The sequence below is a fragment of the Enterobacter cloacae complex sp. 2024EL-00214 genome, assembly GCF_043945575.1.
Taxonomy (GTDB): Bacteria; Pseudomonadota; Gammaproteobacteria; order Enterobacterales; family Enterobacteriaceae; genus Enterobacter; species Enterobacter cloacae_P.
Window position 1 is genome coordinate 271,975 of the sequence record NZ_JBIMRC010000003.1, and the last position, 21,765, is coordinate 293,739.

Consider the following 21,765-nt stretch of genomic DNA (forward strand, 5'->3'; position numbering starts at 1 on the left):
CGTCGTTCCTGGTTCGTATAAAATGATTAAGCACACTATTCTAAGTGATTCGCGAAAGGTTATGAAATTTTTGCCCCATTAATGCATAAACAATTGTTAAGGATTTTTCAGGGGACGAGAAGACAGTCTCTGGTAAAATTTCCGCAGTGATTTGTATGATGAAAAAAACGGACAATGAAAGCAGAATCTCCCTCTTTTGAAGAACAACAGTTTACACGTGCGAGACACCGTATCAGCATCCGGCGATTGCTCAATCGCGATAAAACGCCGCTGGCAATTCTGCTGGCCGCCGCCGTGGTGGGCTCGGTAGCCGGGTTGGCGGGTGTCGCGTTCGAAAAGGCAGTGAACACGGTACTGAACTGGCGCATTGGCACCATTGCCGGTTTCGCCAATAGCGGATGGCTGGTCTGGGTGTGGGCGTTTGGTTTGTCTGCCGTGTTTGCGATGGTGGGCTATTTTCTGGTGCGTAAATTTGCACCTGAGGCCGGAGGGTCTGGTATCCCGGAGATTGAAGGGGCGCTTGAAGAACTACGTCCGGTTCGCTGGTGGCGGGTGATCCCCGTTAAGTTTATCGGTGGCATGGGAACGCTGGGGGCAGGGATGGTGCTCGGGCGGGAAGGGCCGACGGTACAACTGGGCGGTAATGTGGGACGCATGGTGGGCGATCTGTTTCGGATGCGCAGTGCCGAAGCGCGCCATACGTTGCTGGCAACGGGTGCCGCGGCGGGGCTTTCTGCCGCATTCAATGCCCCTCTGGCGGGGATCCTGTTTATTATCGAGGAGATGCGCGCCCAGTTCCGTTACAACCTGATCTCCATAAAAGCGGTTTTTACCGGTGTGATTATGTCGAGCATCGTCTTTCGCATTTTTAATGGCGAAGGGGCGGTGATCGAAGTGGGAAAACTGACCAATGCGCCAGTGAATACGCTGTGGTTGTATCTGGTTCTTGGCATGATTTTTGGCGTAGTAGGGCCGCTTTTTAATACGCTGATTTTACGCGCTCAGGATATGTTCCAGCGCATCCACGGCGGTAACACGACCAAATGGGTGCTGGTCGGTGGTTTCCTCGGCGGGGCTTGTGGCATCCTCGGCGTTATTGAACCCAATGCAGCGGGCGGTGGTTTTGGGTTGATCCCCATTGCGGCGGCGGGCAATTTCAGCGTGGGTCTGCTGCTGTTTATGTTTATTTCCCGGGTGGTAACCACGGTGCTTTGCTTTTCTTCCGGTGCGCCGGGCGGGATTTTCGCTCCGATGCTGGCGCTGGGAACACTACTGGGAACGGCGTTTGGGATGGCGGCAGCTGCCGGGTTCCCGGCGTATCATCTGGATGCAGGGACGTTTGCCATTGCCGGGATGGGGGCGCTGCTGGCCGCGTCTTTGCGTGCGCCGTTGACCGGGATCGTGCTGGTGCTGGAGATGACGGATAATTATCAGCTCATTTTGCCAATGATCATTACCTGTCTCGGCGCGACACTATTAGCCCAATTCCTGGGTGGAAAACCGCTATACTCCACCATTCTTGCCCGTACCCTGGCAAAAGTTGAGGCTGAGCAGGCCGCGAAGCAGAATACTTGAATGAATTACCAGGGTATTAGATAATGAAAAAAAGAATTGGGTGATTTTTACCCAATAGCAGTAAGCAGTATTCATGGGAGCATAAGATGAGTGATGATGTAGCGCTGCCGTTGCAGTTTACCGAAGCAGCAGCCAACAAAGTGAAAACCCTGATTGCCGACGAAGACAATCCGGATCTGAAACTGCGTGTTTATATTACCGGTGGCGGCTGTAGCGGCTTCCAGTACGGTTTTACCTTTGATGACCAGGTGAACGATGGTGATATGACTATCGAGAAGCAGGGCGTCGCGCTGGTGGTTGACCCAATGAGCCTGCAATATCTGGTGGGCGGTGCGGTTGACTACACCGAAGGTCTGGAAGGCTCTCGCTTTGTTGTGACCAACCCGAACGCGAAAAGCACCTGTGGGTGTGGTTCTTCGTTCAGCATCTGATAGCGTCTGGTGTCGTTGTGGGCCCGGTAAAGCGTCGCGCTACCGGGCTTATAAACGGCCTTATCTTGAATTATCATCCAGCGCAAACGTCGGCAGCTTCAGGTGCCAGCGGATCGCCGCTAAACGTATCCCCAGCGTCACAACCATCCCCAGCATTGCTGCATTCTCCAGTGGAATGGCAAAGGTATAATACGCCGTGGCGTGAACAATGCCGCCGACGATACAGGCTGTCGCGTAAATCTCCGTTCGCAGGATCATCGGCACTTCGCGCGCCAGAATGTCACGAATGATCCCGCCGCCCACACCGGTTAAGACCCCCATGCAGATAGCCACCATTGGGCCGGTTCCCGCATTAAAGGCTTTATTCACCCCAATGCCGACAAACACAGCCAGGCCGACGGCATCCAGCACCGGGAGCACCCATTTTGGTAAACGGCGGGGCTGTCGAACTAACGCGATCGTTAACAGGCAGGTGACCATTGCCACCACCAGATCGGTGGGATCTTTCACCCAAAATACCGGGCCATTTGCCAGCGCCATATCGCGGATCGTTCCGCCGCCAACGGCAGTAACCACGCCAAGTACCAGCACGCCAAACGGATCCATGCGTAATTTCCCGGCGAGCAAAACGCCGGAGATAGCAAAAACGGCGGTGCCAAGAATATCCAGCCAATAAACGAGCATCGTTAAATCCTCGAACTTTTGTGTCTGTTTCTATGTTAGTGACTCTCTGCCAGTGCGGCACAGAGTTGTTTTGCGGCGAGGATAATACGCGGGCTGGCGCGTTCAAACCAGTCGCTGTTGAGTGGGATCACCGGAATTTTTAGCTGGCGTTGCCAGAATTGTTCAATTTTAGGAATCTCACTCGCATTTCCGACCACCACGATAGCCTGCGGATGGCGAGCCAGAACCTGCTCCCGGCTGACCTGCGGCCACGGAACCCGGCTGGCAGCAAAGATATTTTCACCGCCACAAATCTCAAGCACCTGGTTCTGAATAGAGCCTTGCCCGGTAGTGAACAGCGGCTGGCTGCCAAACTGCAGGAAGATGCGTTTTTTCGTCGGGGTGTCGTATCTGGCTTTCAGTGCCGCATAGTCGCTGAGCATCTGTTGTGCTGCACTTTCGGCTTTCTTCGGCGTTGGGCTATAAGGTGCCAGCGCGCGCAGCGCCTGAGCAATTTGCTCAATGCTCACCGCGTCTATCCACATCACCTTGATCCCAAGTGAAGTGAGCTGGTTGACCTGCCGCTCGGCATTGCCACCGCGCCAGGCCAGCACGAGATCGGGTTTAAGTGCCACGATGCGCTCAAGGTTCATCCCTTGCCAGGTCGATACCTCTTCAATGCCAGCCGCTTGCGGTGGGTAATCCGAAAAACTGCTTACGCCAACGGGAGTGATCCCGGCGGCAAAGGCCAGCTCGGTGTTAGCGGGGGAGAGGGTAATCACACGCGGCACAGCATAAAGCCATGCCGGTGCGAGCAGAAGCAGGGCAACCAGTGCCCTAAAAGGGTGTTTAGCCACGTGCCAGTTTCTGCACCAGGCTTTCCACCATCACGGTGGACTGTTTTGCCGCAACGGCCAGGAATTCGTCGAAGCTGATATGAGACTGTTGGTCAGCCACGTCAGAGATCGCACGAACCACCACGAACGGGACGCTGAAGTTATGGCAAACGTGGGCAATCGCGGTTGCTTCCATCTCAACGGCAACGGCCTGAGGGAAGTTATGGCGGATTTTAGCCAGACCAACTGAGCCATTGATGAAGGCATCGCCGCTGACAATCAAACCGCGCACGGCGTTGAGGTTCAGCTCTGCGATGCAGGTTTCTGCTGCAGCAATCAGTTTATCGTCAGCTTTAAACCCGGCCGGACAACCTGGGAGCTGGCCATATTCGTAGCCGAACGCAGTCACGTCTGCATCGTGGTAACGCGCTTCGTCAGAGACAACGATATCACCGACTTTCAGCGTTGGTGCGAGACCGCCAGCGGAACCGGTGTTGATGATCACGTCCGGCTTGCAGCGTTCGAGCAGCAGGGTTGCGCCCAGTGCTGCAGCAACTTTACCGATGCCAGATTTCAGCAGAGCAACGTCAACGCCGTTCAACTGGCCGGTGTAGATCTCGCAACCACCCAGAGAGAGGGTCTGACGGTTCTCAATTTTGTCACGCAGTAGCGTAACTTCTTCTTCCATTGCACCAATAATGCCGATTTTCATAGATTTACTCGCGATGTGCTTCGTTAAGATGCATAGTCTATCATGCGGTTAAGGGGAAACGCATTCTCACGCGGGGGAGCACATGGCACCAATCGATTTTCGCACCAAAATTAACTGGCACCGACGTTTCCGTTCGCCACAGGGCGAAAAGAGCGAACATGAGATCCTGCGCATCTTCGAAAGCGATCGTGGGCGCATTATTAACTCACCTGCAATCCGTCGCTTACAGCAAAAGACCCAGGTGTTCCCGCTCGAGCGTAACGCGGCAGTACGCACGCGCTTAACCCACTCAATGGAAGTTCAGCAGGTTGGGCGCTACATTGCCAAAGAGATTTTAAGCCGCCTTAAAGAGCAGCGTTTGCTGGAAACCTATGGTCTTGATGAGCTAACGGGGCCGTTCGAAAGCATCGTCGAGATGGCCTGCCTGATGCACGATATCGGCAACCCGCCGTTTGGCCATTTTGGGGAGGCGGCGATAAATGACTGGTTTAAACAGCGACTTTATCCTTCGGATGCGATAAGCCAGCCGCTCAGTGATGATCGCTGTGTAGTCAGGGATTTACGCCTGCGTGAAGGTGAAGAAGGATTAAACGATCTGCGCCGCAAAGTGCGTCAGGATCTTTGCCACTTTGAGGGTAACGCGCAGGGGATCCGCCTGGTACACTCCCTGATGCGTATGAACCTGACCTGGGCGCAGGTGGGCTGCATTCTCAAATATACGCGCCCCGCCTGGTGGATGGGGGAAACACCTGCCTCACACAGTTATTTGATGAAAAAGCCGGGCTATTATTTATCTGAAGAAGCCTATATAGAGCGGTTACGTAAAGAACTTTCACTGACCCCGAATGGCCGCTTTCCATTGACATGGATAATGGAAGCCGCTGACGATATTTCCTATTGCGTTGCCGACCTCGAAGACGCCGTTGAGAAAAGAATATTCAGTGTTGAGGAACTTTATCAGCATCTTTATGTTGCCTGGGGTAAACATGAAAAAGGGTCGCTGTTTGCTCAGGTTGTCGAAAATGCCTGGGAAAAATCGCGCTCAAATTCATTAAGCCGCAGCACGGAAGATCAGTTCTTTATGTATTTGCGGGTCAATACATTAAATAAACTGGTGCCGTATGCGGCTTCGCGTTTTATTGACAACTTGCCGATGATTTTTAGCGGGGAATTCAATCACGCGTTGCTGGAAGATGACAGCAGCTTCAGTCAGCTTCTTGAGTTATATAAAAACGTGGCGATGCGTCATGTGTTCAGCCATCCGGATGTCGAGCAGCTGGAGCTGCAGGGATACCGGGTTATCAGCGGTTTACTGGAGATTTACCGCCCACTGCTTCAGCTATCGGTCAACGAGTTCAGCGAGCTGGTGGAACAAGAGCGCGTGCGGCGATTGCCAATTGAATCCCGGCTTTATCAAAAACTTTCTACCCGCCATCGCCTGGCTTATGTTGAAGCAGTCAGCAGACTGGATCGACAATCACCTCAATGGCCTATTATGGAATATTATTCTCGTTGCCGTCTTATTCAGGACTATATCAGCGGCATGACGGATTTGTATGCCTGGGATGAATACCGCAAGCTCATGGCTGTCGAATAAACGCTGAGTTTTGTAAAGACGGCCAATAAATTTTTACTTTTTCCATAAACTTAATCCCGGAACTAAGCGGTATAAAACGAATCTGAGTTACACAGCAATTTTGCGTTACCTGTAAATCGAGATTGAGAAACATGAAAAAAACCACATTAGCAATGAGTGCACTGGCTCTGAGTTTAGGTTTAGCGCTGTCTCCTCTGACTGCTACTGCAGCTGAGAGCTCATCGTCGGCAGCAACCGCGCAGCAGATGCCAAGCCTGGCACCGATGCTCGAAAAAGTGATGCCATCGGTGGTGAGTATTAACGTTGAGGGCAGTACGACCGTCAATACGCCGCGTATGCCGCGTAACTTCCAGCAGTTCTTCGGTGATAACTCACCGTTCTGCCAGGACGGTTCACCCTTCCAGAGCTCCCCGTTCTGTCAGGGCGGTGGTGCAGGGGATGAAAGCCAGGGCGGTAACGGTGGCGGCCAGCAACAGAAATTCATGGCACTCGGTTCGGGCGTCATTATTGATGCGGCAAAAGGCTACGTGGTGACCAACAACCACGTTGTTGATAACGCCAACACCATTAAAGTTCAGCTGAGCGACGGACGTAAATTCGACGCTAAAGTGGTGGGTAAAGATCCACGTTCGGATATCGCGCTGATCCAGATTCAGGATCCGAAAAACCTGACGGCGATTAAGCTCGCCGATTCCGACGCGCTGCGTGTGGGTGACTACACCGTAGCCATCGGCAACCCGTTCGGTCTGGGTGAAACCGTGACCTCTGGTATTGTCTCCGCGCTGGGTCGTAGCGGCCTGAACGCAGAGAACTACGAGAACTTTATCCAGACGGATGCGGCGATTAACCGGGGTAACTCCGGCGGTGCGCTGGTGAACCTGAACGGTGAACTGATTGGTATCAACACCGCAATCCTGGCTCCGGACGGCGGTAACATCGGTATCGGCTTTGCTATCCCAAGTAATATGGTGAAAAACCTGACCGCACAGATGGTGCAGTATGGCCAGGTGAAACGCGGTGAGCTGGGTATCCTGGGGACTGAGCTGAACTCCGAGCTGGCGAAAGCAATGAAAGTGGACGCCCAGCGTGGGGCATTTGTCAGCCAGGTGCTGCCGAACTCCTCTGCGGCGAAAGCGGGGATTAAAGCCGGTGATGTGATCACTTCTCTGAACGGTAAACCGATCAGCAGCTTTGCGGCCCTGCGTGCTGAAGTGGGTTCCATGCCGATTGGTAGCAAAATCACCCTCGGTCTGCTGCGTGAAGGTAAGCCGGTTAACGTGAGCCTGGAACTGCAGCAGAGCAGCCAGAATCAGGTGGACTCCAGCACCATCTTCAATGGTATTGAAGGTGCTGAGATGAGCAACAAAGGCGAAGATAAAGGCGTTGTGGTGAACAACGTGAAAGCGAACAGCCCGGCTGCCCGTATCGGCCTGAAAAAAGGCGATGTGATCATGGGGGCTAACCAGCAACCGGTGAAAAACATCGCTGAACTGCGCAAAATCCTCGACAGCAAACCTTCCGTGCTGGCGTTGAATATTCAGCGTGGTGATTCTTCAATTTACCTTCTGATGCAGTAATCCCTCCGCGCCCCTGCTCAACCACGAGCAGGGGCCATTTTTGTTTCTGTGACCCTTTCCACAAGTCCATATTTCTCTCCGTGGCTTTGTGCATTTGCACAATGCAGCCGTGACTGAACTTCCCTATTCTTGAGCCCTGCTCACAGGAGGGTTACATGGCTGGCAGGCATCTTGATACCAAAATGGCGCAGGATATTGTGGCGCGTACCATGCGCATCATTGATACCAATATCAATGTAATGGATGCTCGCGGGCGCATTATTGGCAGTGGCGATCGTGAACGCATTGGGGAAGTGCACGAAGGTGCGTTGCTGGTGCTCTCTCAGGGGCGCGTGGTGGATATCGACGATGCGGTTGCGAAACACCTTCACGGTGTCCGTCAGGGGATCAATTTCCCGCTGCGGCTGGAGGGGGAAATTGTTGGCGTGATCGGCCTGACGGGCGAACCGGAGTCGCTGCGTAAATATGGCGAGCTGGTCTGCATGACCGCCGAAATGATGCTGGAGCAGTCGCGTCTGATGCACCTGCTGGCACAGGATAGCCGCCTGCGTGAAGAGCTGGTCATGAACCTGATCCAGGCAGAAGAACATACACCTGCGCTGAGCGAGTGGGCGCAGCGTCTGGGCATCGATCTTGATCAGCCACGCGTGGCGGTGGTCATTGAAGTCGATAGCGGCCAGTCTGGCGTAGACAGCACGATGGCCGAACTGCAGCAGCTGCAAAATGCACTGGTCACACCGGAGCGCAACAACCTGGCGGCAATTGTTTCTCTGACTGAAATTGTGGTGCTCAAACCGGCGCTTAACCCGTTTGGCCGCTGGGATGTTGAAGATCACCGTCGCTGGGTGGAGCAGCTGATTGCACACATGAAGGAGGGCGGACAACCGCGTTTTCGCGTTGCCCTGGGAAATTACTTTACCGGGCCGGGCAGTATCGCCCGCTCATGGCGCACGGCGCGTACCACGATGATGTCAGGTAAACAGCGGATGCCGGAAAGCCGGAGCTACTTCTACCAGGAACTGATGTTGCCGGTGCTGCTCGATGGCCTGCGCGGTGGCTGGCAGGCCGATGAGCTGGCGCGTCCGTTAGCCCGTCTGAAAGCGATGGACAACAACGGTTTGCTGTACCGCACGTTGCAGGCATGGTTTCATCATAACGTGCAGCCGCTGGCAACGTCGAAAGCGCTGTTTATTCACCGCAATACGCTGGAATACCGGCTTAACCGGATCTCGGAACTGACCGGGCTGGAGCTGGGGAATTTTGACGACAGGCTGCTGCTGTACCTGGCGCTGCAGTTAGATGAGCAGAGATGAGGTTTCACCCTCTCCCTGTGGGAGAGGGCCGGGGTGAGGGCATCAGGCCGCACCTGTCATTACTTATTACGAGTAAGCTTCTCAAGATCCGCTTCAATCTCGCTGATCTTGTTCGTGACAACGCTTTCCAGATGACGCAGGTCATCGAGGATCTTACGTTTCAAATCGACTTCGGTGCGATCGCGCTGGCAGATCTGATCGAGTTCATCGATCACATAGCGCAGGTTAGGGCTGATTTCCTGTACTTCTTTGTACCCTTGTCCTACGCCGTCAGCGACGACGGTCTTACGCTGGCGTGGATATTTAAACTTCACGCTCTTGGCGAAAAACTCGCCTTTATCCTTGTGAAAATAGATTTTCAAAATATCGTTATTCGCTTCCTGGCGGAGGCTGTAACGATCAATTTCATCAGGATTGGTAATGCCCAGACTTTTCAGATTATCGTACATAGCGGTACCCTTGATCTCAACATAACCTTTGAATAATTAACGAAAAAATCTATTTTCGCCACCCTCAGATATAAAAAAAGCGGGGTTGCCCCCGCTTTTTGTTATACCCGATTAATCGATGGTGCGCAGCAGTTCGTTGATACCCACTTTACCGCGGGTTTTTGCATCGACTTTTTTCACGATAACCGCACAGTACAGGCTGTATTTGCCATCTTTTGACGGCAGGTTACCGGAGACGACGACGGAACCCGCAGGTACGCGACCGTAGTGAACTTCGCCGGTTTCACGATCGTAAATACGGGTGCTTTGACCGATGTAGACGCCCATAGAAATAACGGAGCCTTCCTCAACGATCACACCTTCAACCACTTCGGAGCGTGCGCCGATGAAGCAGTTGTCTTCGATGATGGTTGGGTTCGCCTGCAGTGGCTCCAGAACGCCACCGATGCCGACGCCGCCGGACAGGTGAACGTTTTTACCGATCTGCGCGCAAGAACCGACGGTTGCCCAGGTGTCTACCATTGTGCCTTCATCAACATACGCACCGATGTTCACGTAGGATGGCATCAGCACGGTATTGCGTGCGATGAATGCGCCCTGGCGAACTGCCGCCGGAGGCACAACACGGAAACCTTCTTTCTGGAAACGCGCTTCATCGTAGTCAGCGAATTTCATTGGTACTTTATCGAAGTAGCGGCTTTCTGCTCCGTCGATAACCTGGTTATCGTTGATACGGAAAGAGAGCAGCACGGCTTTCTTCAGCCACTGATGAGTTACCCACTGACCGTCGATTTTTTCTGCCACGCGCAGCGCGCCGGAATCCAGCAGAGAAATCACCTGATTAACCGCTTCACGGGTAACGGTATCCACATTTGCCGGGGTAATCTCGGCGCGACGCTCAAAAGCGGACTCAATAACGTTCTGTAACTGCTGCATTGTTTACTCTTTCCATTTCACTAAAAAACACGTCACCCTTTATCGTTTGGATTGAGGGCTGCTGTCAACCGTTGTTGCACTTCCAGCTGCAGGTCATTATTAAGGGCACGCCGGTCGGCCGTTGCGATTATAAATAAATCTTCTACTCGCTCACCAATGGTTGTAATTCGGGCTCCATGAAGCGAAATTCCCAGATCGGCAAAAACCTGGCCGACGCGGGCGAGCAACCCTGGCTGGTCGAGGGCGATAAGCTCCAGGAACGATTTGCGGTCGGTGTGGGTCGGCAGGAAATTGACCTCGGTATCGACGGTAAAGTGACGCAATTTGGCCGGTTGACGACGCGGTTGCGGCGGTTGCCAGCTGCGCTGGGTGATGGCCTGTTCCAGACCAAAGCGTATCCCTTCATGACGGTCCGACGACAGCGGGCTGCCGTCCGGCTCCAGTACGATAAAGGTATCCATCGCCATGCCGTCTCGGGTGGTAAAAATCTGTGCGTCGTGAACGCTGAGGTTGCGTCTGTCCAGCTCGGCGCAGACGGCGGCAAACAGATAAGGCCGGTCCGGGCTCCAGATAAAGATCTCTGTGCCGCCGCGCGTGGCCTGCGGGCTGAGCAGGATCATCGGTTTCGACAAATCATGCTGGAGCAGATGCCGCGCATGCCAGGCAAGCTGGTTTGGGCTATGACGCACAAAGTAGTTGGCGCGACAGCGGGCCCAAATCTGATGTAATGCCTCTTCATCAATGTTATCCATCCGCAGCAACGCCAGCGCCTGCACCTGATGGTGACGTACACGCTCGCGCATGTCCGGGGTGTTTTGCATTCCGCGACGCAGCTGTTTTTCCGTCGCGAAGTAAAGCTCGCGCAGCAGGCTTTGCTTCCAGCTGTTCCACAGCGTTTCGTTGGTGGCACAAATATCCGCTACCGTCAGGCAGACCAGATAGCGCAGGCGGTTTTCAGTTTGCACCTCTTCGGCGAATTGCTTAATGACTTCCGGATCCTGAATGTCACGACGCTGTGCGGTAACTGACATCAGCAGGTGATGGCGCACTAGCCAGGCGACCAGCTGCGTCTCGCGCGAGTTCAGACCATGCAGCTCGGCAAATTTCAGCACGTCCTGTGCGCCCAGTACCGAGTGGTCACCACCGCGACCTTTCGCGATATCGTGGAACAGGGCGGCAATCAGGATCAGTTCCGGGTGGGAAAGACGCGGCCACAGCTCAACGCACAGCGGATGGCGGGAGCGCGTCTCTTCTTTGGCAAAGCTCTCCAGCTTGAGCATGACGCGGATCGTGTGTTCATCCACCGTATAAGCGTGGAAAAGATCGAACTGCATCTGCCCGACGATATGCGACCACTGCGGCATATAGGCCCACAGCACACTGTGGCGGTGCATCGGCAGCAGGCCCCGGCTGACGGCTCCCGGGTGGCGTAGCATGCTGAGGAACAGGGCTCGCGCTTCCGGGATATAACACAGCGGCTGCGTCAGATGGCGGCGCGCGTGGCGCAGATGGCGCAGGGTCGTGGAGTAGATCCCGGTGATCGCGCTGTTGCGCACCATCGTATAGAACATGCGGAGGATCGCTTCCGGCTCTCGGATAAACAGCGTTTCGTCGCGCAGATCGATAAGCGTGCCGCGCAGCTGGAATTCATCATCAATGGGCCGTGGTTTTTCGTCCGCCGTCAGCGCCAGGATCGCTTCGTCAAACAGCTGCAGCAGCATCTGGTTGAGTTCGGTCACGCGGCGGGTAACGCGGAAGAAATCCTTCATCATGTGCTCAACCGGCTCGTTGCCCTCACCGCTGTAATTGAGGCGCTGAGCCACGCTGAGCTGGCGGTCAAACAGCAGACGGTTATCGTAACGGCTGACTTCAAGATGCAGGGCAAAGCGAATGCGCCACAGGAGATGCAAACACTCGTTCAGTTCATTACGTTCGGCTTCGGTTAAGAAACCAAACCCGACCATCTCGTCCAGCGACGTTGCGCCAAAATGACGACGGGCGACCCACTGCAGGGTGTGGATGTCGCGCAGACCGCCAGGGCTACTTTTGATATCAGGCTCCAGGTTATAGCTGGTACCGTGATAGCGCTGGTGGCGCTGATTTTGTTCCTCGACCTTTGCGGCGAAGAATTTCTCTGACGGCCAGAACCCGTCGCTGAAAATGTGTTTTTGCAGTTCCAGGAACAGCGCAACGTCGCCGATCAGCAGACGGGTTTCAATCAGGTTGGTGGCAACGGTGAGGTCAGATAACCCTTCCAGCAGACACTCTTCCAGCGTGCGCACGCTGTGACCCACTTCCAGCTTCACGTCCCAGAGCAGCGTCAGCAGTTCGCCAATTTTCTGCGCCTGTTCGTCTGGCAGCTTTTTACGGCTTAAGATCAGCAGGTCGATATCGGAAAGCGGATGAAGCTCGCCACGGCCATAGCCCCCGACGGCGACCAGTGCGACGTCGCTAATCTGACCGAAACCATAGTCAATCCACAGGCGCTGCAGGAGCTGGTCAATAAATTCGGTGCGTGCTTCGATGAGCTGCTCGGCAGAAATACCCGCATCAAACGCGCTACCCAGCCAGCGATGGAAAACATCCATATGCGCTTTGATATGGGCGCAGGTCAGCTCGTGCGGTGGCCAGACGCCCGGGTTGTCGGGCTGGTCGGGGAGGGTGGGAAGTGCTGTATTCGCATACTGTTCGGGTAATAGATTACTCATCGCGTGCCACCCATAAGAAAAAGCTATCGCCATTAAAAAAGCCGGCATTTGCCGGCTTTTTTATCATTCATCGTGCGTCAGTATCGCCGGGATGGTGTCATCCTTGCGCAACGTCATAATCTCACAGCCGTTGTCTGTTACCACAATAGTATGCTCGTACTGCGCAGACAAGCTTCTGTCTTTGGTTTTCACCGTCCAGCCATCTTTCATGGTACGGATGCGGTAGTCGCCAGAGTTGACCATTGGCTCGATAGTAAAGGTCATGCCTTTTTGCAGCACCACGCCGCCGTCATCGGCATCGTAGTGCAAAACCTGCGGCTCTTCGTGGAAGACGCGGCCGATACCGTGACCGCAATATTCACGCACCACAGAGAAACCTTCTGCTTCAACGAATTTCTGGATAGCGGCACCGATGGTGCGCAGGCGGATACCGGGTTTAACCATCTTCAACGCCAGGTAGAGGCTTTCCTGAGTCACTTTGCACAGGCGCTCGCCCAGAATAGTGGGTTTACCAACGATGAACATCTTCGAGGTGTCACCGTGGTACTCATCTTTAATGACGGTGACGTCGATGTTGACGATGTCGCCATCTTTCAGCAGTTTTTCATCATCCGGAATACCGTGGCAAACCACCTCATTAATTGAGATACAGACGGATTTCGGGAAACCGTGGTAGCCGAGGCAGGCGGAGATCGCGTGCTGCTCGTTGACGATGTAGTCGTTACAGATGCGATCCAGCTCGCCGGTGCTGACGCCCGGTTTAACGAACGGTTCAATCATTTCCAGCACTTCCGCGGCCAGACGACCGGCGACGCGCATCTTTTCAATTTCTTCAGGTGTCTTAATAGAGATAGCCATGTAATCTGTCCATCGGTGTCGATTTTTTCGACAATATAAATCTACGTGTCCTCAATGGTATCAGTCAGGCGCACCCCGTGCCAAATTGAGAATCATTAACAGCACACTCCGCCAACAATTATTGGTTTCTGGTCGTGTTTTGTGGTATAAAGCGCGCCGGACTTCCGATCCATCGAAGACTACACAGGTTGGACGGAAGCGACAAATCTCACTTTGTGTAACAACACACACGTATCGGCACATATTCCGGGGTGCCCTTTGGGGTCGGTAATATGGGATACGTGGAGGCATAACCCCAACTTTTACTATAGAGGTTTTAAACATGGCAACTGTTTCCATGCGCGACATGCTCAAGGCTGGTGTTCACTTTGGTCACCAGACCCGTTACTGGAACCCGAAAATGAAGCCTTTCATCTTCGGCGCACGTAACAAAGTTCACATCATCAACCTTGAGAAAACTGTACCAATGTTCAACGAAGCCCTGGCTGAGCTGAACAAGATTGCTTCCCGTAAAGGTAAGATTCTGTTCGTTGGTACTAAGCGCGCTGCAAGCGAAGCTGTGAAAGATGCTGCTAACAGCTGCGACCAGTTCTTCGTGAACCATCGCTGGTTGGGTGGCATGCTGACTAACTGGAAAACTGTTCGTCAGTCCATCAAACGCCTGAAAGATCTGGAAACCCAGTCTCAGGACGGTACTTTCGACAAGCTGACTAAGAAAGAAGCGCTGATGCGCACTCGTGAACTGGACAAGCTGGAAAACAGCCTGGGCGGTATCAAAGATATGGGCGGCCTGCCAGACGCGCTGTTCGTAATCGATGCAGACCACGAGCACATCGCAATCAAAGAAGCTAACAACCTGGGTATCCCGGTATTCGCTATCGTTGATACCAACTCCGATCCGGACGGTGTTGACTTCGTTATCCCGGGTAACGACGACGCCATCCGTGCTGTTAGCCTGTACCTGAGCGCTGTAGCTGCTACCGTTCGTGAAGGCCGTTCCCAGGATCTGGCTTCTCAGGCGGAAGAAAGCTTCGTAGAAGCTGAATAATAAGGTTTCACCCCTTATTAGTACCGTGTATGAATAGGGGCCAATTATCGGCCCCTTTTTTCAATTTATACTGTTTGGCCCCCGGCCGGGCAGTTCACATCTCCCGAGGATTTAAGAATGGCTGAAATTACCGCATCCCTGGTAAAAGAGCTGCGCGAGCGTACTGGCGCAGGCATGATGGATTGCAAAAAAGCGCTGACTGAAGCGAACGGCGACATCGAGCTGGCAATCGAAAACATGCGTAAATCCGGTGCGATCAAAGCAGCTAAAAAAGCAGGCAACGTGGCTGCTGACGGCGTGATCATCACTAAGATCGACGGCAACTACGGCATCATTCTGGAAGTTAACTGCCAGACTGACTTCGTTGCTAAAGACGGTGGTTTCCAGGCATTTGCTAACAAAGTTCTGGACGCAGCTGTTGCAGGCAAAATCACTGACGTTGACGTTCTGAAAGCACAGTTCGAAGAAGAACGTGTTGCGCTGGTTGCTAAAATCGGTGAGAACATCAACATCCGTCGCGTGTCTTCCCTGGAAGGCGACGTACTGGGTTCTTACCAGCACGGTGCACGTATCGGTGTTCTGGTTGCGGCTAAAGGCGCTGACGAAGAGCTGGTTAAACAGCTGGCTATGCACATCGCTGCAAGCAAACCAGAATTCGTTAAGCCAGAAGACGTGTCTGCTGAAGTGGTAGAGAAAGAGTACCAGGTTCAGCTGGACATCGCGATGCAGTCTGGTAAGCCAAAAGAAATCGCAGAGAAAATGGTTGAAGGCCGCATGAAGAAATTCACCGGCGAAGTTTCTCTGACTGGCCAGCCTTTCGTTATGGATCCAAGCAAGTCTGTTGCTCAGCTGCTGAAAGAGCACAACGCTGACGTAACTGGCTTCATCCGCTTCGAAGTGGGCGAAGGCATCGAGAAAGTTGAGACTGACTTCGCAGCAGAAGTTGCTGCAATGTCCAAGCAGTCTTAATGATTGAAAAGGAGCCGCCTGAGGGCGGCTTCTTTTTGTCACCCGTCAGACGAAATCAGACAGGCTCCAGTATCGCTGTGCTGATATGCGACATATCATGTCGCCAGAATTAACCCCCATCTTAATCGTTGACAGTCTCAGGAAAGAAACATGGCTACCAATGCAAAACCCGTGTACAAACGCATTCTGCTTAAGCTGAGTGGCGAAGCGCTGCAGGGATCGGAAGGCTTCGGTATTGACGCAAGCATCCTTGATCGTATGGCACAGGAAATCAAAGAACTGGTCGAACTGGGTATTCAGGTTGGCGTGGTCATTGGCGGTGGCAACCTTTTCCGTGGCGCTGGTCTGGCGAAAGCAGGGATGAATCGCGTTGTGGGCGACCACATGGGTATGCTGGCAACCGTCATGAATGGCCTGGCGATGCGTGATTCGCTTCATCGCGCCTATGTGAACGCGCGCCTGATGTCCGCTATTCCACTGAATGGCGTGTGCGATAACTACAGCTGGGCAGAAGCTATCAGCCTGCTGCGTAACAACCGCGTGGTGATCCTCTCCGCCGGTACGGGTAACCCGTTCTTTACCACCGATTCCGCAGCCTGTCTGCGCGGTATCGAAATCGAAGCCGATGTGGTTCTGAAAGCAACCAAAGTGGATGGCGTGTTTACCGCCGATCCGGCAAAAGATCCTTCTGCGACCATGTACGATCAGCTGACCTACAGCGAAGTGCTGGATAAAGAGCTGAAAGTGATGGATCTTGCCGCCTTCACACTGGCTCGTGACCATAAACTGCCGATCCGTGTCTTCAACATGAACAAGCCAGGCGCACTGCGCCGCGTCGTAATGGGCGAAAAAGAAGGTACTTTGATCACGGAATAATTTCCGTCGGCGATAAATACAGGTAAGATTCCGCTTTATTTGTAGCGGTATCTTACCCGGGCGCGCCTTTGGCGTTGTCATGAATTAAACGCGACTATACTTAGCACACCTGTAGCGCTGTGCTGGCGGATAGTCTGCCTGAGACAAGTTTTCAAGGATTCGTAACGTGATTAACGACATCAGAAAAGATGCTGAAGTACGCATGGACAAATGCGTAGAAGCGTTCAAAACCCAAATCAGCAAAATCCGTACTGGCCGTGCTTCCCCAAGCCTGCTGGATGGCATCATCGTGGAATACTACGGCACGCCAACCCCACTGCGTCAGCTGGCGAGCGTGACTGTAGAAGATACCCGTACGCTGAAAATCAACGTATTCGATCGTTCTATGAGCCCGGCCGTTGAAAAAGCGATCATGGCATCTGACCTGGGTCTGAACCCAAGCTCTGCGGGTTCTGACATCCGTGTTCCACTGCCTCCGCTGACGGAAGAACGTCGTAAAGACCTGATCAAAGTGGTTCGTGGTGAAGCTGAGCAAGGTCGCGTTTCTGTGCGTAACGTACGTCGCGACGCGAACGATAAAGTGAAAGCTCTGCTGAAAGAAAAAGAGATCAGCGAAGATGACGACCGTCGCTCCCAGGACGACGTGCAGAAGATGACTGACGCAGCTATCAAGAAAATTGATGCGGCGCTGGCAGATAAAGAAGCGGAACTGATGCAGTTCTGATTTCTGTCGTACACTGATAAACGCCGTTCAGAGAGACATGATGTCTTGCTGGCGGCGTTTTGCTTTTATCTGGTCTAACTTTTTCCGGGCATCTCATGAAGCATTTAACTCTCCTTGGCTCAACTGGCTCTATCGGTTGCAGCACTCTCGACGTTGTTCGCCATAACCCTGAACTCTACACCGTGACGGCACTGGTGGCCGGTAAGAACGTGCAGCGAATGATCGAACAGTGCCTGGAGTTTGCGCCTCGCTATGCGGTGATGGATGACGAAAAGAGCGCCCGCCTTGTGAAAGCGCAGCTGCAGGAGAAGGGCAGTCGCACCGAGGTGCTGAGTGGGAAACAGGCGGCCTGTGATATGGCTGCGCTGGATGAGGTCGATCAGGTGATGGCGGCAATCGTCGGGGCGGCAGGGCTTCTGCCTACGCTTGCGGCTATCGATGCCGGTAAAGATGTATTGTTGGCGAATAAAGAGTCGCTGGTGACCTGTGGACGCCTGTTCATGGAGGCGGTTAAGCAGCGCGGCGCGCGTCTTTTGCCGGTCGATAGTGAACACAACGCAATTTTTCAGAGTTTACCGCAACTTTTTCAACAGAACCTGGGGTACGCTGACCTCGAGCAGAATGGCGTTGTGTCGATTCTGCTTACCGGGTCTGGTGGTCCGTTCCGTGAAACGCCGCTGTCTGAACTGAGCGCAATGACGCCGGATCAGGCGTGTCGTCATCCGAACTGGTCAATGGGACGTAAGATCTCTGTCGACTCTGCCACCATGATGAACAAAGGTCTGGAATACATTGAAGCGCGCTGGCTGTTTAATGCGTCAGCGAAACAGATGGAAGTGCTGATCCACCCGCAATCGGTGATTCACTCGATGGTGCGTTATCAGGATGGCAGCGTGCTGGCACAGCTGGGTGAACCGGATATGCGCACGCCAATTGCACATTCGATGGCGTGGCCTAACCGTGTGAAGTCTGGGGTGAAACCGCTCGATTTCTGCAAGCTCAGCTCTCTGACATTCAGTGAGCCAGATTACGACCGTTATCCGTGTCTGAAGCTTGCGATGAATGCCTTTGACCAGGGGCAGGCGGCGACGACAGCACTCAATGCGGCCAATGAAATTACCGTTGAGGCATTTCTGAATCAGCAGATTCGTTTTACCGACATCGCGACACTGAATCGCTCGGTGCTGGACATGATGGATTTGCGCGAACCACAAAGCGTGGAAGAGGTGTTGGCGGTAGATGCTCAGGCCCGCATTGTTGCGCGTAAACAGGTGACACGTCTCGCAAGCTGGTGATAAAGCAACCACTAATTGTCGTGCCATTTGTTAGCGTTGGGCTTCAGTGATATAGTCTGCGCCACCTGATCGCAGGTATTTGACTTAATGTGGTCAGGTAAGCCGTGGTTTGACACGGCTTTTTTATGTATAGGCTTCAGTATTCCTGAGTACCGTTAAATCCTTTTCAGGGACTAAAAACGCGTTATGTTGTCTGCGAATCAACCAATAAGCGAAAATTTGCCCGCTCATGGCTGCCGTCATGTAGCAATTATCATGGATGGCAATGGCCGCTGGGCGAAAAGACAAGGGAAGATACGAGCCTTTGGGCATAAAGCTGGGGCGAAGTCTGTTCGCCGCGCCGTTTCTTTTGCCGCCAATAACGGCATTGATGCGTTAACGCTCTATGCTTTTAGCAGTGAAAACTGGAATCGACCGGCGCAGGAAGTCAGTGCGTTGATGGAATTGTTTGTGTGGGCGCTCGACAGCGAAGTAAAAAGCCTGCACCGCCACAACGTCCGCCTGCGTATTATTGGCGAGACCAGTCGTTTTAACTCACGTTTGCAGGAACGGATTCGTAAAGCAGAAGCGCTGACTGAAAATAATACTGGTCTGACGCTCAATATCGCGGCGAATTACGGCGGACGCTGGGATATTATCCAGGGCGTTCGGCATTTGGCCGAACAGGTTCAGGAAGGGCTGTTGAGACCCGACCAAATTGATGAAGAGATGCTGAGTCAGCAAATCTGCATGAATGAACTGGCACCTGTGGATTTGGTAATTAGGACAGGGGGAGAACATCGCATAAGTAACTTTTTGCTTTGGCAAATTGCCTATGCCGAACTTTACTTTACTGATGTTCTTTGGCCCGATTTTGATGAACAAGACTTTGAAGGTGCGCTGCATGCCTTTGCCAATCGAGAGCGTCGTTTCGGCGGCACCGAGCCTGGTGGCGACAAAGCCTGATGGGGGTAGCTTTTGCTGAAGTATCGCCTGATTTCCGCTTTTGTATTAATACCCATTGTCATTGCGGCGCTGTTTTTACTGCCCCCAGTGGGATTCGCTATTGTTACGCTGGTAGTGTGTATGCTCGCCGCGTGGGAATGGGGACAGTTTAGCGGCTTTACCTCGCGCACTCAGCGGGTATGGCTGGCGGTACTCTGTGGCTTTTTACTGGCCCTGATGCTGTTTACCTTGCCTGAATATCACCACGATATTCATCAACCGCTGGTTGCCGGCTCCCTGTGGGTATCGTTGGCCTGGTGGATTGCTGCGCTCGTGTTGGTGCTTTTTTATCCAGGCTCTGCGGCATTATGGCGCAATTCAAAAGTATTACGCCTTATTTTTGGCCTGCTCACAATTGTTCCTTTTTTCTGGGGTATGCTCGCGCTGCGCGCCTGGCACTATGATGAAAACCACTACAGCGGTGCAATCTGGCTGCTTTATGTGATGATTCTGGTCTGGGGGGCTGACTCTGGGGCCTATATGTTTGGTAAACTGTTTGGCAAACATAAACTGGCTCCGAAGGTTTCTCCGGGTAAAACCTGGCAAGGATTTATCGGCGGCTTGTTTACGGCAGCAATCATCTCCTGGGGCTATGGCGTCTGGGCGGATCTGAGCGTTGCGCCGTCGACACTGCTGGTGTGCTCAATTTTTGCTGCACTGGCCTCGGTACTGGGTGATTTAACCGAAAGTATGTTTAAGCGTGAAGCAGGGATTAAAGACAGTGGTCACTTGATTCCAGGGCATGGCGGTATAATGGATCGCATTGACAGCCTGACTGCGGCAGTCCCCGTGTTTGCTTGCTTGCTTTTATTGGTGTTCGGGACGATTTAACGGAAGGTTTTATGCTGAGCATTCTCTGGAATCTGGCGGCGTTCGTTGTTGCACTGGGTGTACTGATTACCGTGCATGAATTTGGCCATTTCTGGGTTGCTCGCCGCTGTGGTGTGCGCGTGGAGCGATTCTCCATTGGTTTTGGTAAATCGCTCTGGAAGCGTACCGACCGCCACGGCACTGAATTCGTCATCGCCCTTATCCCGCTGGGTGGCTATGTTAAAATGCTCGACGAACGTGTTGAGCCGGTTGCCCCTGAACTTCAGCATCGCGCGTTCAACAACAAAACCGTTGGGCAACGCGCCGCCATCATTGCTGCCGGTCCGGTAGCCAATTTCATCTTTGCTATCTTCGCCTACTGGCTGGTGTTTATCATCGGCGTCCCTGGCGTGCGTCCGGTGGTGGGTGAAATTGCCCCCAACTCCATCGCGGCAAGTGCGCAAATTACGCCGGGGATGGAACTTAAAGCCATTGATGGCATCGAAACCCCTGATTGGGATGCCGTGCGGCTGCAGTTGGTCGCCAAAATTGGTGATAAGCAGACAACGGTCAGCGTTTCGCCGTTTGGTTCTGACCAGCGACAGGACAAAGTGCTGGATTTACGCCACTGGAGTTTCGAGCCTGACAAAGAAGATCCCGTCTCTGCGCTGGGGATTCGCCCACGCGGTGCGCAGATCGAGCCGGTATTAGCCGAAGTACAGGCCAATTCGGCGGCGAGCAAAGCAGGTTTGCAAGCAGGCGACAGGATCGTTAAAGTCGATGGTCAACCATTAACACAGTGGATGACCTTTGTTACTCTGGTGCGCGATAATCCAGGTATTTCGCTCGCACTGGAAGTGGAAAGGCACGGGAGTTCGCTTTCGCTGACGCTGACCCCGGATACCAAATCGGGCGGCAAAAAGGCAGAAGGGTTTGCAGGTGTAGTGCCGAAAGTGATCCCGCTGCCAGATGAGTACAAGACAATACGCCAATATGGGCCGTTTAGCGCCATCCTTGAAGCCACGGATAAAACATGGCAACTGATGAAGCTTACGGTCAACATGTTGGGGAAATTGATAACCGGTGATGTGAAACTGAACAACCTCAGTGGGCCAATTTCAATTGCTCAGGGGGCTGGGATGTCAGCGGAATTCGGGGTGATTTACTATCTCATGTTTCTCGCGCTTATAAGCGTGAATCTGGGGATAATCAACCTGTTCCCGCTTCCCGTATTAGACGGGGGCCATCTGCTGTTTTTAGCGATTGAAAAGCTAAAAGGCGGACCGGTATCCGAGCGAGTTCAAGACTTTAGTTATCGCATTGGCTCGATTTTGCTGGTGCTGTTAATGGGGCTTGCACTTTTCAATGATTTCTCTCGGTTGTAAGAGAGTGTTAGGAAGAACG

Annotated in this window: 20 protein-coding genes; 13 read left to right on the forward strand and 7 right to left on the reverse strand. The window is 53.3% G+C overall.

The annotated features are described in order from the left end of the window. The first annotated feature begins 174 nt into the window (after positions 1-174). Both clcA and erpA read left to right on the forward strand, forming a co-directional pair. A complete protein-coding gene (gene clcA / locus ACHHZ6_RS05435) occupies positions 175-1,575 on the forward strand; it encodes a H(+)/Cl(-) exchange transporter ClcA (protein WP_182919430.1) in 1,401 nt (466 codons plus the stop codon). Positions 1,576-1,661: 86 nt separating this feature from the next. Then, positions 1,662-2,006: an iron-sulfur cluster insertion protein ErpA gene (gene erpA / locus ACHHZ6_RS05440; RefSeq protein ID WP_182273800.1), complete on the forward strand. Its 345-nt coding sequence runs from the start codon at positions 1,662-1,664 to the stop codon at positions 2,004-2,006. Between the two features lie 60 nt (positions 2,007-2,066). On the opposite strand, the gene ACHHZ6_RS05445 is transcribed toward erpA, so the two are convergent. Genes ACHHZ6_RS05445 through mtnN form a run of 3 tightly spaced genes read right to left on the reverse strand, consistent with a single transcriptional unit; the run spans position 2,067 to position 4,217 of the window. Next, positions 2,067-2,690 carry a TRIC cation channel family protein gene (locus ACHHZ6_RS05445; RefSeq protein ID WP_182273801.1) on the reverse strand — a complete coding sequence of 208 codons (624 nt, stop codon included), beginning with the start codon at positions 2,688-2,690 and terminating at the stop codon, positions 2,067-2,069. Positions 2,691-2,725: 35 nt separating this feature from the next. Further along, positions 2,726-3,526: a vitamin B12 ABC transporter substrate-binding protein BtuF gene (gene btuF, locus ACHHZ6_RS05450; RefSeq protein WP_196390834.1), complete on the reverse strand. Its 801-nt coding sequence runs from the start codon at positions 3,524-3,526 to the stop codon at positions 2,726-2,728. Further along, positions 3,519-4,217 (reverse strand): 5'-methylthioadenosine/S-adenosylhomocysteine nucleosidase, encoded by a 699-nt coding sequence (gene mtnN / locus ACHHZ6_RS05455; protein WP_182273803.1) that lies wholly within the window; start codon positions 4,215-4,217, stop codon positions 3,519-3,521. Before mtnN ends, btuF begins: the two co-directional genes overlap by 8 nt. Positions 4,218-4,299: 82 nt before the next feature. Between mtnN and dgt the strand changes: the two genes are divergently transcribed. The 3 genes from dgt (at position 4,300) to ACHHZ6_RS05470 (ending at position 8,704) form a co-directional block, all read left to right on the forward strand. Continuing rightward, the gene (dgt, locus tag ACHHZ6_RS05460; RefSeq protein WP_182919432.1) at positions 4,300-5,814 is read left to right on the forward strand and encodes a dGTPase; all 1,515 of its coding nucleotides are present in this window, start codon (positions 4,300-4,302) and stop codon (positions 5,812-5,814) included. A gap of 131 nt (positions 5,815-5,945) precedes the next feature. Beyond that, positions 5,946-7,391 (forward strand): serine endoprotease DegP, encoded by a 1,446-nt coding sequence (gene degP, locus ACHHZ6_RS05465; protein ID WP_182919433.1) that lies wholly within the window; start codon positions 5,946-5,948, stop codon positions 7,389-7,391. Between the two features lie 155 nt (positions 7,392-7,546). Beyond that, the gene (locus tag ACHHZ6_RS05470) at positions 7,547-8,704 is read left to right on the forward strand and encodes a CdaR family transcriptional regulator (protein ID WP_182919434.1); all 1,158 of its coding nucleotides are present in this window, start codon (positions 7,547-7,549) and stop codon (positions 8,702-8,704) included. A gap of 59 nt (positions 8,705-8,763) precedes the next feature. On the opposite strand, the gene ACHHZ6_RS05475 is transcribed toward ACHHZ6_RS05470, so the two are convergent. The 4 genes from ACHHZ6_RS05475 to map form a co-directional block, all read right to left on the reverse strand. Further along, positions 8,764-9,153, reverse strand: a complete 390-nt coding sequence (locus tag ACHHZ6_RS05475; RefSeq protein ID WP_008501916.1) for a DUF3461 family protein — start codon at positions 9,151-9,153, stop codon at positions 8,764-8,766. A gap of 111 nt (positions 9,154-9,264) precedes the next feature. Next, positions 9,265-10,089: a 2,3,4,5-tetrahydropyridine-2,6-dicarboxylate N-succinyltransferase gene (gene dapD / locus ACHHZ6_RS05480; RefSeq protein WP_008501915.1), complete on the reverse strand. Its 825-nt coding sequence runs from the start codon at positions 10,087-10,089 to the stop codon at positions 9,265-9,267. A gap of 32 nt (positions 10,090-10,121) precedes the next feature. Beyond that, a complete protein-coding gene (gene glnD, locus ACHHZ6_RS05485; RefSeq protein ID WP_182919435.1) occupies positions 10,122-12,797 on the reverse strand; it encodes a bifunctional uridylyltransferase/uridylyl-removing protein GlnD in 2,676 nt (891 codons plus the stop codon). 63 nt (positions 12,798-12,860) lie between these two features. After that, positions 12,861-13,655, reverse strand: coding sequence for a type I methionyl aminopeptidase (gene map / locus ACHHZ6_RS05490; protein WP_182273808.1), 795 nt, complete (start codon positions 13,653-13,655; stop codon positions 12,861-12,863). Positions 13,656-13,977: 322 nt separating this feature from the next. Here map and rpsB point away from each other — a divergent pair, with 322 nt between their 5' ends. From rpsB to rseP, 8 genes are all read left to right on the forward strand, one after another. Then, positions 13,978-14,703 (forward strand): 30S ribosomal protein S2, encoded by a 726-nt coding sequence (rpsB, locus tag ACHHZ6_RS05495; RefSeq protein ID WP_013095653.1) that lies wholly within the window; start codon positions 13,978-13,980, stop codon positions 14,701-14,703. A gap of 117 nt (positions 14,704-14,820) precedes the next feature. Then, on the forward strand, positions 14,821-15,672 hold the full coding sequence (gene tsf / locus ACHHZ6_RS05500) for a translation elongation factor Ts (protein WP_182273809.1): 852 nt from the start codon (positions 14,821-14,823) through the stop codon (positions 15,670-15,672). 150 nt (positions 15,673-15,822) lie between these two features. Further along, on the forward strand, positions 15,823-16,548 hold the full coding sequence (gene pyrH / locus ACHHZ6_RS05505; protein WP_004858112.1) for a UMP kinase: 726 nt from the start codon (positions 15,823-15,825) through the stop codon (positions 16,546-16,548). A gap of 166 nt (positions 16,549-16,714) precedes the next feature. Beyond that, positions 16,715-17,272, forward strand: a complete 558-nt coding sequence (frr, locus tag ACHHZ6_RS05510) for a ribosome recycling factor (protein ID WP_182273810.1) — start codon at positions 16,715-16,717, stop codon at positions 17,270-17,272. Positions 17,273-17,367: 95 nt separating this feature from the next. After that, the gene (ispC, locus tag ACHHZ6_RS05515) at positions 17,368-18,567 is read left to right on the forward strand and encodes a 1-deoxy-D-xylulose-5-phosphate reductoisomerase (protein ID WP_182919436.1); all 1,200 of its coding nucleotides are present in this window, start codon (positions 17,368-17,370) and stop codon (positions 18,565-18,567) included. A gap of 186 nt (positions 18,568-18,753) precedes the next feature. Further along, complete coding sequence (gene ispU / locus ACHHZ6_RS05520) at positions 18,754-19,512, forward strand: (2E,6E)-farnesyl-diphosphate-specific ditrans,polycis-undecaprenyl-diphosphate synthase (protein ID WP_182273812.1); 759 nt, start codon at positions 18,754-18,756, stop codon at positions 19,510-19,512. Between the two features lie 12 nt (positions 19,513-19,524). Beyond that, positions 19,525-20,382 carry a phosphatidate cytidylyltransferase gene (gene cdsA / locus ACHHZ6_RS05525; protein WP_182273813.1) on the forward strand — a complete coding sequence of 286 codons (858 nt, stop codon included), beginning with the start codon at positions 19,525-19,527 and terminating at the stop codon, positions 20,380-20,382. 11 nt (positions 20,383-20,393) lie between these two features. Next, positions 20,394-21,746, forward strand: coding sequence for a sigma E protease regulator RseP (rseP, locus tag ACHHZ6_RS05530; RefSeq protein WP_395121890.1), 1,353 nt, complete (start codon positions 20,394-20,396; stop codon positions 21,744-21,746). The last annotated feature ends 19 nt before the right edge of the window (positions 21,747-21,765 follow it).